The sequence below is a fragment of the Actinomyces sp. Z16 genome, assembly GCF_003111765.1.
GTDB classification, from domain to species: Bacteria; Actinomycetota; Actinomycetes; order Actinomycetales; family Actinomycetaceae; genus Actinomyces; species Actinomyces glycerinitolerans.
The window spans coordinates 196,579-210,946 of record NZ_CP027862.1; the positions used below are offsets into that span (position 1 = coordinate 196,579).

19 protein-coding genes are annotated in these 14,368 nt (G+C 64.0%); 13 read left to right on the forward strand and 6 right to left on the reverse strand.

All coding sequences use genetic code 11. From position 1 onward, the window contains the following. Positions 1-46 precede the first annotated feature (46 nt). The 5 genes from C3B71_RS00830 to C3B71_RS00850 form a co-directional block, all read right to left on the reverse strand. Positions 47-787: a glutamine amidotransferase-related protein gene (locus C3B71_RS00830; RefSeq protein WP_073329542.1), complete on the reverse strand. Its 741-nt coding sequence runs from the start codon at positions 785-787 to the stop codon at positions 47-49. A gap of 120 nt (positions 788-907) precedes the next feature. Beyond that, the gene (locus tag C3B71_RS00835; protein ID WP_073329545.1) at positions 908-1,255 is read right to left on the reverse strand and encodes a DUF4190 domain-containing protein; all 348 of its coding nucleotides are present in this window, start codon (positions 1,253-1,255) and stop codon (positions 908-910) included. A gap of 100 nt (positions 1,256-1,355) precedes the next feature. After that, the gene (locus tag C3B71_RS00840) at positions 1,356-1,988 is read right to left on the reverse strand and encodes a LytR C-terminal domain-containing protein (RefSeq protein WP_073329548.1); all 633 of its coding nucleotides are present in this window, start codon (positions 1,986-1,988) and stop codon (positions 1,356-1,358) included. Between the two features lie 112 nt (positions 1,989-2,100). Next, positions 2,101-2,574 (reverse strand): hypothetical protein, encoded by a 474-nt coding sequence (locus tag C3B71_RS00845; protein ID WP_108965443.1) that lies wholly within the window; start codon positions 2,572-2,574, stop codon positions 2,101-2,103. A gap of 53 nt (positions 2,575-2,627) precedes the next feature. Further along, positions 2,628-3,743, reverse strand: coding sequence for a DUF6177 family protein (locus tag C3B71_RS00850; RefSeq protein ID WP_108965445.1), 1,116 nt, complete (start codon positions 3,741-3,743; stop codon positions 2,628-2,630). 254 nt (positions 3,744-3,997) lie between these two features. Between C3B71_RS00850 and C3B71_RS00855 the strand changes: the two genes are divergently transcribed. The 13 genes from C3B71_RS00855 to C3B71_RS00905 all read left to right on the forward strand — a co-directional run bounded on the left by C3B71_RS00855 (position 3,998) and on the right by C3B71_RS00905 (position 12,361). Beyond that, entirely contained in the window at positions 3,998-4,333 is a 336-nt protein-coding gene (locus C3B71_RS00855) for a hypothetical protein (protein ID WP_108965447.1), read from the forward strand. Positions 4,334-4,438: 105 nt separating this feature from the next. Further along, entirely contained in the window at positions 4,439-4,750 is a 312-nt protein-coding gene (locus tag C3B71_RS00860) for a pore-forming ESAT-6 family protein (RefSeq protein ID WP_108965449.1), read from the forward strand. A gap of 5 nt (positions 4,751-4,755) precedes the next feature. Further along, a complete protein-coding gene (locus C3B71_RS00865) occupies positions 4,756-5,127 on the forward strand; it encodes a DUF6507 family protein (protein WP_108965451.1) in 372 nt (123 codons plus the stop codon). A gap of 73 nt (positions 5,128-5,200) precedes the next feature. Then, positions 5,201-7,579, forward strand: coding sequence for a DNA/RNA non-specific endonuclease (locus C3B71_RS00870; protein WP_159097594.1), 2,379 nt, complete (start codon positions 5,201-5,203; stop codon positions 7,577-7,579). A 24-nt stretch (positions 7,580-7,603) separates the two neighbouring features. Continuing rightward, the gene (locus C3B71_RS16260) at positions 7,604-8,107 is read left to right on the forward strand and encodes a hypothetical protein (protein WP_234416001.1); all 504 of its coding nucleotides are present in this window, start codon (positions 7,604-7,606) and stop codon (positions 8,105-8,107) included. A gap of 49 nt (positions 8,108-8,156) precedes the next feature. Then, complete coding sequence (locus C3B71_RS00880; RefSeq protein ID WP_108965458.1) at positions 8,157-8,462, forward strand: hypothetical protein; 306 nt, start codon at positions 8,157-8,159, stop codon at positions 8,460-8,462. Positions 8,463-8,498: 36 nt separating this feature from the next. Next, positions 8,499-9,011: a hypothetical protein gene (locus C3B71_RS00885; protein WP_146750860.1), complete on the forward strand. Its 513-nt coding sequence runs from the start codon at positions 8,499-8,501 to the stop codon at positions 9,009-9,011. Between the two features lie 49 nt (positions 9,012-9,060). Next, positions 9,061-9,363, forward strand: coding sequence for a hypothetical protein (locus C3B71_RS00890; protein WP_108965462.1), 303 nt, complete (start codon positions 9,061-9,063; stop codon positions 9,361-9,363). Between the two features lie 38 nt (positions 9,364-9,401). After that, entirely contained in the window at positions 9,402-9,908 is a 507-nt protein-coding gene (locus C3B71_RS16265) for a hypothetical protein (RefSeq protein ID WP_234416002.1), read from the forward strand. Positions 9,909-9,957: 49 nt separating this feature from the next. Further along, positions 9,958-10,260 (forward strand): hypothetical protein, encoded by a 303-nt coding sequence (locus tag C3B71_RS15695; protein WP_159097595.1) that lies wholly within the window; start codon positions 9,958-9,960, stop codon positions 10,258-10,260. Between the two features lie 7 nt (positions 10,261-10,267). Next, entirely contained in the window at positions 10,268-10,816 is a 549-nt protein-coding gene (locus C3B71_RS15700) for a hypothetical protein (RefSeq protein WP_146752446.1), read from the forward strand. A 523-nt stretch (positions 10,817-11,339) separates the two neighbouring features. Continuing rightward, positions 11,340-11,780, forward strand: coding sequence for a hypothetical protein (locus C3B71_RS00900; protein ID WP_234416003.1), 441 nt, complete (start codon positions 11,340-11,342; stop codon positions 11,778-11,780). A 122-nt stretch (positions 11,781-11,902) separates the two neighbouring features. Further along, positions 11,903-12,361, forward strand: coding sequence for a hypothetical protein (locus C3B71_RS00905; protein ID WP_146750857.1), 459 nt, complete (start codon positions 11,903-11,905; stop codon positions 12,359-12,361). Positions 12,362-12,899: 538 nt separating this feature from the next. Here the strand turns inward: C3B71_RS00905 and C3B71_RS00910 are convergent. Beyond that, positions 12,900-14,195, reverse strand: coding sequence for a DDE-type integrase/transposase/recombinase (locus C3B71_RS00910; protein ID WP_108965465.1), 1,296 nt, complete (start codon positions 14,193-14,195; stop codon positions 12,900-12,902). Positions 14,196-14,368 lie beyond the last annotated feature (173 nt).

Genomic DNA, 14,368 nt, shown 5'->3' on the forward strand with positions numbered 1-14,368 from the left:
CACGGGTGGTCACGACCGATCCTTGAGTCTGAATGGTTGGGGTTGCTTACTCCTCGCGGGCGAAATGGCTCACGAAGTTGCGGATGACCTGGCCGGCCACGTGCTCCTGCGAGCTGCGGGCCTCCGCCAGGATGTTGTCCACCAGCCCCGGGTCTCCGTAGCCGGCGTCGGAGTAGACGGAGACGCGCTGGGCGAAGCGCTCGGCGTCGAGCTCCGGATTGAACTGGGTGCCGTAGACGCTCTTGCCGACCCGGATCATCTGCACCGGGCAGTCCGCCGAACTGGCCAGCAGGGTGGCGTGCGCCGGCACGTCGACCGCGCCCTCGTGGTGGCCGACGAAGGCGCTGAAGGTCTGCGGCATCCCCGCCAGCAGCGGGTCCTCGCGGCCCGCGGCGGTCAGGTACACGTCCGCGGTGCCGAGCGCCTCACCGAACTCGCGGGAGGTGGGGGTGCCCAGGTATCCGGCCAGCACCTCCAGTCCGAAGCCGGTGGCCAGCACGGGCACGCCCTCCTTCAGGGCGCGGGCCAGCAGCTCGCGCACCTGCTCCTCCACGCGCAACTGGGTGCGGGTCTTGGCCGATTCCGGCGTCGAGGTGTCGTAGGGACTGCCGCCGATGAACACGCCGGAGACGTCCGTGGCGTCGAAGGAGCCGGACAGGTCAATCTCCTCCAGCAGGATGTGCTGGAGGTACTCCGGCTGCAGCCCGCCCTGGGCGAGGAAGGAGTCGTACTCGTTTTGCGCGGCTTCCAACTCAGGACGCGTCGAGACCATGATGAAGGGCTTCACGCGATTACCATACGGGGTTTCGTGAGTGTGGGGCGCAGCGCGTCCGGGTGGGCCGCCCCACCCGGCGGTGAGGATGCCCCGGACTGTCCGCGGGACACGGCCCGGCCGGGTAAGCGGCGCTCAAGTGGTCTGCGTGATCAGCCACCACAGCCATAGCCAGCCGACGGTGACGGCGGCGCCGACGACGATCGCGAACCAGGCCTGTCCGTGGCCCGTGTCGTAACTGGAGCGCAGGCGTCGCAATGCGACGCAGCCCAGGATGAGGGCGACCAGGCCCAGGCCGGGGATGGGGCTGAGGATCGCGCATGCCAGGGCGCCGACGGCGGTCGGGTCGGTGCGCTGCCGCGGGGCCTGGTATCCGGGACCGGCGAACACCTCGCGCGGGTGGAGTTGCTCGGTGCCCGGGAAGACGAAGCCGGGCGGCACGATCCGGGTGGGGTCGACGGCGTCGGGCTGCTCGGAGGTCATGACGCCATCGTGCCACGGACTGACGGGAGTGGCCGCGGGTTGCCTTCGCCTCACCGTCGGGCGTGCCTGACCCGCACCCGGCCCCAGGCCGTCTTGGTCGTCAGCCTTCTTCGGCGGCCGCCGTCTCCTCGGGGGCGGTGGTGGCGGCGACGCAGCCGGCGGGGGCGGAGATGGTCTCCCCGGATTTGAGCTGGCCGATCTCCTCCGCGGACAGAATGCCGGTGGAGTACTGGTCGCCCAGCACCACGCTGACGGTGGGGTCGGTGGCCTCCTGCGTCTCATCGATTTGCACGATCACGGTGCCGGTGAATGCCTGCCTGAGCGTGTAGGCGTTGGTCAGGCCGGCGGGGGAGGTGGTCAGCTGCACCTCGCCGGAGTAATCGCCCATGGGCCAGTCGGCCGTGCTGTTCACGGTCAGGCCGGCGTCTCCCAGGGTGTCTGCGACGCCGCCGGCCAGGCCGGTGGTGTCGGTGCCGTTGTAGACGTTGACCGGGATCGAGGTGATGTCCACGGTGGTGGCGTCCGTGGGCGGGCAGGGCTGCACCAAGGATTCGGTGTCATCCTCGGCGGTGGAGAAGCCCGGATCGTAGATGGCCGGCAGCAAGCCGCTCCAGATCATGAGACATACGACGGTCAACACAGCCATCACCGCCAGCACACCGCCGATCACGATCGTCTGCCGGTGCTTGAGGCGGCGTCGGTACTCGGCGTAGGGGTCGGCGGAGGTGCTCACCCTCACAGGGTAGTGGACGGCCCGGGTCTGCGGGGCGCCGGCGGCGCAGCGTCCTAGCCGACGGTGGCTGTGTATTCGTCGTCAGTTGAGGCCGCCTGCGTCGACGTTCCTGTCAGTGGGTGGGTCTGTCAACGGTGGCGCGCCGCCACTGCTCTTGGGCGGCTCGGGTGGGCCGCCACCGGCCCTGGTCGGTGACTCGCCACCACCACGGCTCCGGTACGGGCAGGATCGAGCCCTCGCTGACCGCTACGCCGTGGAACATGACGCCGACGTCGATGGGCACCTGGGTGAACACATCGCAGCGTTCCTCCCAGGGCACCAGGAACTGGTTGATGACGTACGGCGGCTCCCAGTCCCGTGGGAAGTCGACTTGGAATATGCGTGTGAGTTCGCGCGCGTCGGCGGCCAGGCTCGGTCTCACGATCTCCAGGCTGGGACGGCGGTCGGAGAAGTCGGTGAAGATGGCGACGGCGGCGTTGTCGGCGGTGCGGGTGTAGGTGGCGGTGATGTCGCGGGCGAGCGCCAGGCTGACGACGTCCAGGACTTCCGGCACTTCCTGCGTGACGGCGGTGATAATGCGCGGCACTTCTACTACTCCTTGAAGTCCGAGTTGATTCGAGCTGACGTATAAAGGGCGAGTCAGGCCTGTTGCGCAGCCGGACCGCGGTCGGTGGACGCACTGCTGTCCACCCCGAGAGCACGGGCCACATTCCCGGCATCGCCATCCAGGGTGCGCACCAGGTCGAGCAGCGGGCCCCAGTCGGCGTCGAAGTTGGACTCGAGCGGCACCAGCAGCCCGCGGCGGCGGCCGTAACCGGTGGTCTCGCCGCTGTGGGCGGAGGCCACTCGCGCGGCGTCGACGCCCAGCTGACGGATGCCCGGGGCGCCGATGAGCACGGCCAGGGGAGTGGGCGGTCGCCGCACGGTCACGGGCAGGGAGGTGTCGGCGCGGGCGTAGGTGCGCATGGCGAGCGCGAACTGCGGCTTGGCCCGCTCCGAAACTGCCCGGAACAGTGCCATGGCCCGATCACGGTACTCGGTGACTGGCGTGGTAGCGGCCACGTTGAGTTCCACGTACTCCTCGAGTCCGTTGGTGGTGCGGGAGACGGTGATGGTGCCGGTGAGGCTGCCGTAGGCGCTGTGACCGGCCGCCACCAGGTGGATGGTGGGCATGTGCGCGCGGCTGAATCTGGTCAGGGCGTCACGGTCCCAGAAAGCGCCGGCCGGCTCGTAGCCGCCCCAGGACAGCTCGGCGTCGGGCAGCAGGTGCTCGGCGACCAGCTCGACGACGCCGCCCAGTTGCGTGGTCCGCCGGGCGGGGTGGTACGCGGAGATCGACACGGTCAGGACCGGGACCACGTCTGCTTGCACCAGGTGCCGCGGGGAGACCGTCAGCTGTGGCTCGGCGAGGACCTCGGGGGCCTGCCCGATGTTCTGAATCAGGCGGCCTGAACGCAATTCCCTATAGGCGGCGCCCTCCTGCACCAGCACGATGGTGCCGGTCGCGTCGGTGAGGCGGTCGAATGCGGGGGTGACGGCACTGCGCTCGGGTACCACCAGGATGGTGCGCTGGGAACTTCCGGCGGTGCGATGCAGCAGGTCCGCCAGTGGCTCGGTCAAGGCGATCACGGGCCCGGGCAGCACGGTGATCCGGGCCCGGTTGGTGATCAGGGCGTCCATCATGGGGTGGGTCATCTTGAAGGTCGGGCGCTCGGCCTGCGACGCATCGGGCGGGGTAAACGTTCCGCGGGGCATGGGTGGGCGTGGCTCCTTCCGGGGACGGGCGATGAGAGATGGCGGTGGATGTCGCGGTGCGCCGCACCGGGCCAAGTTCGCACGGCTCGCCTGGTGCGCACCGACTCGCGAGAGACGTTACACTTGCGTGACCGAGCGCGGAGTGCCAAGCTGAGTCGCGTAGCCGTCCCGGCGGCTCGCGCGGTCCCGAATCGTCATATGTGGCAGGGGCTGCGTAACACCTGCAATTGATTCCTTCCTGAGGGGCACAGCATATGAAGTTCGACATGGGTGCGTCCACGCTGACGACGCTGACCAAGCAGACCTCCTCCTCCAACGAGGACCTGGGCGCGTTGGTCAAGGAACTGGTGGCGGCGGCCGAGCCGCTGGAGGGACGCTTCAACGGTAGTGGACGGGCCGCATTCGACGGATTCAAGGCCCGCACGGATGAGGTCTCGGTGGAACTGAACGCTTCCCTGGCGGCCGTTCTGGGCGGCATCAGCGGTATGGACACTGCTTTCACACAGGGCGAGCAGGAGATGGTTGACAGTACGCGTGCTGCCGAGGGTTCGGTGAGCTTCGACTCCGCCCGCTTCGGATCCGGTCGCTGACGCACTCGATCCCCGCCGCTCCGCGCACAGCGGCGCTGAGCTGCCGACATTTACCAACAAGACTTCCACGATTAAATGAGTTGTGTCCTCAAGGAGGGGACGAGTATGGCCAACCAGATCGACAAGCGCTCCTACGACGTCGGCGCCTCGCAGGAGGTGCAGGCGAACTTCGAGCGGGTCGCCTCCCGGCTCGAGAGCCTGATCAACCAGCGTGACAGCGACGTCAAGACGGCCATGGCCCAGTACCAGGCCGACGGCGTCTCGGACGAGTACCAGGCCAAGGAGCTGCGCTGGAAGAATGCTGCAGGCGAGGTGCGGGGGATCATCGCCACGCTGCGGCAGTCGATGCAGACCACGGATGAGGGCGCTCAGTCCACGCTGCAGCGCGCCCGCCAGGCCGTGGATGAGATCGGCTGACGGCGGTGTCGGCCTGGGATATCGACCCCGACGGCGTGGCGCAGGTGTTGTCTGATGAGCAGGCGCTGGTGGACTCCACCCCGGGACAGGAGGGCGACTTCACCACCGCGCTGAACGGCGTCGGCGATGAACTGAACAACGCGATCACGCCGTGCACCGAGGCCAGCGGCATGGGTACGAACTCCAATGGGGAGGAACTCATGCAGTCGGCGCTCGTGGCCAGTGCAATCGCGGATTGGTTCGATACGCACAAGACGGACTTCGAGTCCGTCACCACGACGATCAGCAACGTGCTGAACAACACCGTCAATGCTGTCAACGCCTACCTGCAGCACGACGAGGCGGCCGCGCTGGAGTTCCAGCGCAACGCGAAGTAGAACCCTGACGCAATGAATTGATCCAATGGCTACTCCCTTTGATGAGACGAAGATCCCCGGTCTGAACTTCGACGTGGACTCCCTGGACACGGCCGCCACCAACCTGGAAACCAAGGCCGGCGACCTGCGAACCAGCGGTTCGGACGTCAAGACGACGTGGGCGGGCATCCAGACCGTGTACAAGGCTCCCGAACAGGAGACCCTGTATACGGCCATGGATCCGGTGGCGACGGACACTGACACGCTGGCCACCGCGCTGGAGAGCATGGCCGGGTACTTGTCCACCTTCGCGGAGTCGATGTCCGGCATCAAGACGCGGGCACAGACCTTGAAAGCGGATGCGGTCGCCTTCAAGGCGAAGATCAAGGACAACCCGGAGTGGGACCACGATCAGGACCTGGTGGATGAGAACAATGGCCTGATCACCACTGCCAACGGCATCCAGGTGGACATGTGGGATGCGGAGAGGACCTGCGCCAACAGCATCCGCGCCCTGGACGGACTGGAGGGCTACCACGCCGACCCCACGGGGGATGACGACGAGCTGGGCTACGGCTACTCGGATATTCCCGAGGGCACCGAGGGCATGCCCTGGGGCAGCCCGGTGGACCGCCAGGATGCCTGCCCGAAGAAGGCTGCGGTGTCGACCAAGCGCTTCCTTTGGGACGGGCTTGTGTGTGAGGGCTTGGGCGGCATGGTCAATGGGGTGCTGAATCTGGGCGGGGTGGAGTTCGAGGGCAGCGACGGCTTCACACACGACTGGGATCGTTTATGGGCCACTTTGAAGGGTGTGACCATGCTAGGCGGCTTCACCTGGAATGAGGACGGCAGCTATGGCGGGTGGCATCCGTCGCGGACGGCCACGGGTGCCTGGAAGGAGACCTTTAAGGGTATCGTCTGCTGGGACGTGTGGGAGGAGGACCCGGCCCGCGCGGCGGGCGGGGCCGTATTCAACATCGCCTCGATCTTCATCCCTTATGTGGGTGCGGCTACTAAGGTCACCTCCGGCGCCTCGAAGGCGGGTAGGGCTGCGCGTTGGGCCGCTGCCGCTGGCAAGGTGCTGGACTACATGGACCCGCTGGGCAAGTTGGCGGATTTGACGCTGGGCAAGGGCGCCAAGCTTGTGCTGAGCAAGGTTGATTTGGACTTCAGCGGACTCGACTTGCCGTGGCGGAAGGGCCAGACGGATGGCGTCCCCGACGTGAATGTCGATGTCGACGCTCGCACCGATCTGCCTGACATGGGTGTAGATGTTGACGGCGGAGTGCGGAGCCCGCGCACCCATGGCGATGGGAGTAACCAGACTCCGGACCTGGACGGGGTTGATCTGGTCCGCAGTGACGTGGATGCGCCGGGAACGCGGCGTACCCCGGACGTGGACGCTGCTGCTGACGCACCTGATGCCCCGCGCACCCGCGGTGGTGATGGGGTCGACGTGCCGGAGGGCGGACATAGACCTGATGCCGATGCGACGCCCGACGGTGGCAGGAGTCCCGATGGGGACGTGACTCCGGACGGGCGCGCCCCCGAAGCGGATACACCTGATGGGTCGCGGCGGACGCCCGACGGTGATGCGGCTCCCGACGGTGGGCGCGCTCCGGATGCCGAGGCTCCAGACGCCTCTGACGGGGCCGATTCGCCGGAAGCCAAGGACTCGCCCGATGCCGGGGAGCGCATGCCGGACTATGACCCGGACAAGGATGCGTTCAACCAGGAGCACCGGCCGACCGCGGAGCGGTCCGTGAAGGTCGATGCCGACAGTCCGCTGGCGCCGAAGGCTACGAAGCCCTTCGGCAAGGGTGTGGACTTGGACCCGAACACCTGTTACGAGGTAGAGGGGCGCGGCAAGTACTACACCAACGACGCCGGTGAGATTGTGCATGTGGAGGCGGACTCGGCGGTGCGGCGGCAGACGCTGCTGGGTAGGACGTCCACGACGATGAATCCGGATTTGAAGGATCCTCTGCCGAATGCGACGTATACGGTGGATGGGAAGTTCCACTATACGACTGATGAGTGGGGTCGTACGGTGCGTCTTCAGGTGGATCGTCTGGACGTTGTCGACAAGGATTTGCGGTATCGGTCTGAGTCTGCGCAGGAGCGTATCGGCCACTATGGTGATGGCCTTGGTGGTGGTTATCAGGGTGGTCACTTGGCTGGAGTGGAGTATGGGGGTCCGCCGGAGGATATTAACGTGGTGCCGATGGCGGAGTCGAAGAACGGTAATCATCCGGGCAGCTTCTACGAGCTGGAGCAGAAGATAGTTGACAACCCGGGCGACTACCGTAACATCGACATTACCATCGAGTATGACGGGCCGCCGACCAACGCTGACTCAGTGACCAGGCTAGGCGACGTGAATCCCGATGATAGGGTTCCGACGCAATGGACAGTGGCCTCGCAGGACGCCAATGGATTGGCAAGAACTCCGCAAACATTTGAGAATCGGTGAGTAGCGACGAAGGGATAGAGTGCTGTGCCGCGTGAGTTGAAGTCGGTAGAGGCGATCTTTAATGAAACCGAAGAGTCTATAAGGAGTTGGATTCTCCAAGAGGGTGCTAGCCGTATCGAAATAACTATCAACAGGATCGGGCTTTATGGTCAATTTGATCCGCAGCTGACTATTGATGGTGTGACGAGGAGGGTTATACCGCCGTACGGCACGAAACTGCCTTTTAGTGAGCTTCGTCGTGCGCAGGCTATTCCTGGTCGTGGTGCGTGGACGTGGTGTCGGTTGTGGATGGATGTGTCTGATGGGGTGTTGCATCAGGAGTGTGATTGGATGCGTGAGCCGGTGTTCGAGGACTCGAATGCGGGCGCGGGTGAGTATGCGATTGAGTTGGATCGGTTTCCGCGTGATCCTGAGTTTGTTCCGGAGTGGTTGGCTGAGCGTGTTGCGGCGTATGAGAAGCGTAAGGAGCGTAATGCCCTTCGTCGTGAGGCTCGTCGTCGGAAGCGTGAGCAGGAGCGCGGCGGTTGAGCCGTTCTGGGTTGTCAGTTTGCGTCCGGTTCGGTGATTTGCGGTTGGTGTGGTCGCAGCTGACGAGCGCCTCGGCGTTCCGCCGGAGGACATTAACGTGGTGCCGATGAAGGAGTCGGTGAACGGTAATCATCCGGGTAGCTTCTACGAGCTGGAGCAGAAGATCGCTGACAACCCGGGCAACTACCGGAACATTGACATACGTATCGAGTACGACGGACCGCCCGCCAACGCTGGCTCTGTCACCAGGCTGGGGGACGTGAATCCGGTGGACAGAGTGCCAACAGAGTTCATTGTCAAGTGGGTGGACCAGGGCGGTGTTGTCCAGGAACGACCGTTTGTTAACAGGAACTGAGGGGGGTAATTGTGTTTACATGTGGAGGAGGTCGAGATGATGAATGAGATGTCTGCTGAGGAGATGCTCGGTGAGATCGAAGCTGGTCTTGCGGGCTGGCTGAAGAAGGTCGGCGGTGAGCGAGTTGACACTTACATGGTGGGCATTGGGCTGGTGCAGCATCGTAACTCATGGGTGGTGATCGGCGGTGTGAGGGAGTCCGCGGATATCGATTATGAGGTGACTCGACATATGAATCATCTTCGTGCCGCGCAGGTGTTGCCTGGTCGTGGGGCGTGGACGTGGTGTCGGTTGTGGATGGATGCGTCTGATGGGGTGTTGCATCAGGAGTGTGATTGGATGCGTGAGCCTACTTTTCCTCGCGCGTCTGGTGAGGTGCGTCCGGGTCCGCGGGATTGTTGGAGTGAGTTGAAGAGGTTCCCGCGTGATGATGAGTTCATTCCTGATTGGCTGCGTAAGGGGTATGAGGCGGAGTTGAAGCGGCAGGAGCGTAATGCCCGTCGTCGTGAGGCCCGGCGTCGGAAGCGTGAGCAGGAGCGCGGCGGTTGAGCCGTTCTGGGTTGTCAGTTTGTGTCCGGTTCGGTGATTTGCGGTTGGTGTGGTCGCAGCTGACGAGCGCCTCGGCGTTCCGCCGGAGGACATTAACGTGGTGCCGATGAAGGAGTCGGTGAACGGTAATCATCCGGGTAGCTTCTACGAGCTGGAGAAGGAGATTGTCAAGAATCCTGACGGGCATCGGAGTATTGATATTGCTATTGAGTATGACGGACCTCCGACGAACGCGGACTCGGTGACCAGGTTGGGGGACGTGAACCCGGTGGACAGGGTGCCGACGAAGTTCACCGTTCGTTGGCTGGATGAGCATGGTGTGACAAGGAGCCGGCCGTTCATCAACAGGTAGGTATGGACCTGTTGTGCGGGTGGAAGGGAGAGTTGTAAGTGTCTCGGGTGCTGAATGCTGATGAGCTGATGGCGCAGGCTGAGTCGAACATCCGTGTCTGGCTGAAGGGTGAGTCGCAAGTCGATCGTGTTGACATAGAAATTCAAGGCGTTGGTCTTGTTCAGGATATCCTCGTGTGGGTCACTGTCGGCGGAACGAAGAACCATGGCAGTATCCCGTACGGTGTCGCCGAGCCTACGATTTCTGATTTGCGTGCTGCGCAGGTTGTTCCTGGTCGTGGGGCGTGGACGTGGTGCCACTTGTGGATGGATGTGTTTGATGGGGTGTTGCATCAGGAGTGTGATTGGATGCGTGAGCCGGATTTTGGGTCGGTTCCGGCGGGTGCTGGTGAGTATGCGATTGAGCTGGACATCTATCCGCGTGATCCTGAGTTTGTTCCGGATTGGCTGGCTGAGCGTGCTGCGGCGTATGAGAAGCGCAAGGAGCGTAATGCTCGCAGGCGTGAGGCCCGGCGTCGGAAGCGTGAGCAGGAGCGCGGCGGTTGAGCCGTTCTGGGTTGTCAGTTTGCGTCCGGTTCGGTGATTTGCGGTTGGTGTGGTCGCAGCTGACGAGCGCCTCGGCGTTCCGCCGGAGGACATTAACGTGGTGCCGATGAAGGAGTCGGTGAACGGTAATCATCCGGGTAGCTTCTACGAGCTGGAGCAGAAGATCGCTGACAACCCGGGCAACTACCGGAACATCGATATCCGTATCGAGTACGACGGCCCGCCGACCAACGCCGGCTCAGTAACCAGGCTGGGCGATGTGAATCCTACAGACAGAGTCCCGACCGAGTTTACGGTTCATTGGGTAGATCAAAACGGCATCCCATGGAAACAGCCATTTAACAACAGGTGATAGATAAATGGCTGTTGATCGAAGTGTGTGTGAAGGCATGAAGCGAAAGACGACAAATATGGAAAGTCCTGATGAGCTAATAGCAGAGATCGAGTGGTGCTTGGCTCGATGGCTGAAAGGTGATTCCGGTGGAAGTCGAGTAGATGTGTATATGGTAGGCATCGGAATGACGCAACTCAGATCCGAAACGCTAGTGGTCGACGGTGCTGACGTGCCTGCGAGTATCCCCTATGAAGTTGCTGCGGTTCCAATGAATCATCTTCGTGCTGCGCAGGCTATTCCTGGTCGTGGTGCGTGGACGTGGTGCCACTTGTGGATGGATGTGTCTGATGGGGTGTTGCATCAGGAGTGTGATTGGATGCGTGAGCCGGACTTTGGCCCGGGAGCTGTAGGTGCGGGTGAGTATGCGATTGAGCTGGACATCTATCCGCGTGATCCTGAGTTTGTTCCGGATTGGCTGGCTGAGCGTGCTGCGGCGTATGAGAAGCGTAAGGAGCGTAATGCTCGTCGTCGTGAGGTGCGTCGTCGGAAGCGTGAGCGGGAGCGTGGCGACTGAGCTAAGTTGCGGCGGAATCCTGGTGTGTCTAAATCCATGACAAACGCGCCCGGGGGCGTTGATTTCCTGGGGGGAAACGTTGGAATCATGCGGGCGCCGGATGGGCTCCGGCGGATATAGACGGTGTTTGTCATAGATTTCGACTGCGCCCCAGGCGCACGCGCCTCCACGGCCATTCCCCCTCGCACGGTAAGCGTCGTCGGCGGTGACGGGGACCAACGCGACCGCCGACCCGCTTTGGTGTCCGGATTCGGGACAAACGGCGGTGCTGGCCTCAGCCCGCGGAAGCAGAACCGCGTGATTTCAACGACTTCTGCGCGGGTGCCAGGTGTCCAGGAGTCGTTTGTCCCGGTCCCGGACACAAGCTCGCCCCGGAGCGGCTGGAACGCAGCTTGGAGATCGTTTCGGACGAGCGTGACGCGTGCGACTCCACTCGGGGCTGCGGTGCGATGTCGTTCGCGGTAGTGTCGTTTAGGTAAACGCCGATGCCAGTTTGACCCGAGCAGATTAGAGGCAGGAAATCATGACCGAGTGGTCCTTCGAAGCGCAGATGCAGGCCGTTGAGGCGCTGTCTGACGCCTGCGCCCGCTGGATGCGCTCCGCCCACGTGGAGGAGATGTCCATCGAGGTCCAGGCCGTAGGTGCCCGAGCCGGGGTGCGCAGCCGGGCGCTGCGCTCCTCCGGGCTGATGCGCCGCGGGGGCTGGGAGGACAACATCGTGCCCCGGGAGGTCGTCGAGCCTGCCGTCAAGGTGCGCATCGCCATGGCCCGGCCCGGCGGCGGCGCCTGGACCAGGGGCGTGTTCACCATGAACAAGCAGGACTACCAGCTCATCTCCGACTTCGACTACGACCACGAGCCGGTCCTCAACCCGCCCTACACCCCCGAGGACGTCGCCCAAGAGCTGGAGCTCTTCCCGCGCGACCCCAAGGCGACTCCGAACTGGATGAAGCAGAGCCGGTGAGCAGCCCTTACCCTGACTATCCCCGTTCTCCGCAGTACCCCCAGGCTCCGGCGCCGTACCCGCCGACTCCGGCTCAGCCCGTACCCGGCGGCCCATACCCAGCGAACCAGGCGCTGTACCCGGTGCCGCCAGGGACCCCGCAGCAGGTGCCGCCCCCGCCCTACGGCGGGCCGTACTACCCGCAGGCGCGGCCCCGGCCGACCGATGCGTATGCGTGGTGCATGGGGCTGATCGTGTTCATGATGATTCCCGGGCTCGGGTCCATTGTTGCGTCCATCGCTATGGTCGCCGTCGGCTTGCGTTGTAGGAGGCGGCCCGAGCCCATGCACATCAACGGGACCGCCGCCGCCAGCTGGGGAATCAACTATCTATTGGCTACTATCCTGCTCCTCGGTAGCTTCCTCGTGTACTTGTTCGCCATACTGCCTGATCACGGTTCAGACGACTTCCTGCCATGGGGGCTGCCATTCGTCATATGGCTGCTCATCTCCCTTCTCCACGTGATCATCTGCATCGCCTTCGGCGTCCGGGCGAGCCGCGGCAAGGTCGTGCCCTTCCGCGGCATCCCCTTCATCAAGTAGAAGCGGAGACCGATCATGTGCAGACTTCTCCGTTTGAATGCGTGGTAACAGGGCTCTTCTGGTTTGTGGGTGTGGTGGTTGGTGTTGGGGCTGCGGTGCGGGTGGTCGTTCTCGGGTTTACGCGGGCGTTCTTGTCGGACCAGGGTCGTTCTCGGGCAGGTGAGGTCGTTCTCGGGTGGGTGGTGTTGGCTTGTGACGATTCGTTGGGGTCGTTGGGTTCATCTGGGTGCCGGGCCGGGAGTGCGACCGTCGACGACGTACGCCGGTGATCTTGGTGCCCTACTCGACACGCCCCCGGGCCAAGGACATGACCGCCCGGGTGCGGACCTGACGTGTTTGCCCGGGCGCCACGGATGACGGTTCGGCACTTCGCGTGACGGTTCGGCACTTCCTGCGACGGTACGTACCTTCTGGTCAACGATTCGTACTTTCTGACGACGGTACGTACCTCTGGGTGCCGAACCGTCACAGGAAGGTACTGTGCTGTCTCCACACTTCTGGGACGGTTGAGTCTCATGACTTCTGGGACGGTTGAGTCTCATGGGTTTTGGGACGGTTGGGAGCGGGGTGAGCGGGGTGGCCTGCTGATGATTCTGTTGGGTGGTTTGGAAGCGTTGATGGTGGCCCGGCTGTGGGTCTGTGCCTGGGTGGGCTGGGGCCAGGGAATCGCGGCGAAGTGTGTTCCGGCCTGGTCGTAAAGGTCCAGACGGGTGGGGTACTGGCGGAACTCGATTCTCTGGCCGGCCATGAAGGAACCGACGTAGATGATCCGGCCCTTGTAGGTCACGCTCCCGTTGCTCAGGGCCTGTCTGCTGGTGATGGCCGGGTCGGTGCTGGCTGCCTGCGGCAGGCTCAGCGGCACCGGCCCGGATAGCGCGTCAAGGTTGATCGGGGAGGGATTGGGCAGGGCCCGGGGGACCTGGTGCCACACGCGTATGGGGGTTATGGCTATCCCCAGCCCCTGGTGCTGGCGCTCGGTGTTGTAGTAGGCGGTGAAACACTCCAGGCCGGTGTTGAGGTCCTCCAGGGTGGTGTAGGGGTGCGCTTCCAGCCACAGCTGGAGGGGCTTATGGGAGCTTTCGACCTTGCCCTGGGTCTGTGGGTGACCGATGGCGCCGCTGATCGGACGGATCCCCAGCGACGCGAGCCACCTCTCTGTCCGCCCGAATCCGGTGGTGCGGTGAGTGTTGAAAGCCCTGCCGTTGTCGGTCAGGATGGCTGCGGGCCGCCCCCAGGAGTCGAACGCCTCGGACAGGATTTGGCGGGTGGCCTCATGCGTCTCCCCGCCCCAGGCCGCCTTGAGCGCCACCAGCACCCTGGAGCAGTCATCGATGACCTGGTAGATGGTCACCACACGCCCCTGGATGCGCCACTCGATACCGTCCAGCTGCCACAGCTCGTTAGCACTGGTACGCGTGAACCGCTTGAAAGACACCCGCGGGCGCTTGCGTGGCGCCGGAACCACCAGCCCCATGGCCCGCATGCGCCTGGCAATAGTCGCCCGCGACGGGGCCGGGTTGGCCCCCGCCCCGGACAGCACCCACCACACCGACCACGCACCCGCATCCTTCCCGTCGGCAACCAGCTCCCGGCGTACCTGGGCGATACGCTCATCAACCCGCTCATCCCAACGGCGCGCCGGGTGCAGCGGCGCCCTGGAACGGGCGACCAGCGCCGCCCCCGGTCCCTCCTGCTTGGCCCGCTTACGGATCCGGTAGAACGAGGACTTCGAGACCCCCACCTGCCGGCAGAACTCCTCCACGCTCACACCCGCAACCCGCGAGTCAAACTCAATGATGCGCTGACGCTTGAACGGCGAAACTGCATAACCCATCCCCCAACCCAACCCCACCCACACCGCCCCAGAATCTCACGACTTCTGACACTCCCAGATGTCATGAGATCCAACAGTCCCAGAAGTCATGAGACAACACAGGCACAGGAAGGTACGAACCGTCGCGCCAACGTACGAACCGTCGCGCCAGATCCACCGCGGACACCAAAGCG

Coding starts and splice junctions, on each gene's coding strand:
- C3B71_RS00835 (WP_073329545.1), bottom strand. CDS start 1,255: ATGACCTCCGAGCAGCCCGACGCCGTCGACCCCACCCGGATCGTGCCG.
- C3B71_RS00850 (WP_108965445.1), bottom strand. CDS start 3,743: ATGCCCCGCGGAACGTTTACCCCGCCCGATGCGTCGCAGGCCGAGCGC.
- C3B71_RS00855 (WP_108965447.1), top strand. CDS start 3,998: ATGAAGTTCGACATGGGTGCGTCCACGCTGACGACGCTGACCAAGCAG.
- C3B71_RS00860 (WP_108965449.1), top strand. CDS start 4,439: ATGGCCAACCAGATCGACAAGCGCTCCTACGACGTCGGCGCCTCGCAG.
- C3B71_RS00885 (WP_146750860.1), top strand. CDS start 8,499: ATGATGAATGAGATGTCTGCTGAGGAGATGCTCGGTGAGATCGAAGCT.
- C3B71_RS15700 (WP_146752446.1), top strand. CDS start 10,268: ATGGCTGTTGATCGAAGTGTGTGTGAAGGCATGAAGCGAAAGACGACA.
- C3B71_RS00900 (WP_234416003.1), top strand. CDS start 11,340: ATGACCGAGTGGTCCTTCGAAGCGCAGATGCAGGCCGTTGAGGCGCTG.
- C3B71_RS00910 (WP_108965465.1), bottom strand. CDS start 14,195: ATGGGTTATGCAGTTTCGCCGTTCAAGCGTCAGCGCATCATTGAGTTT.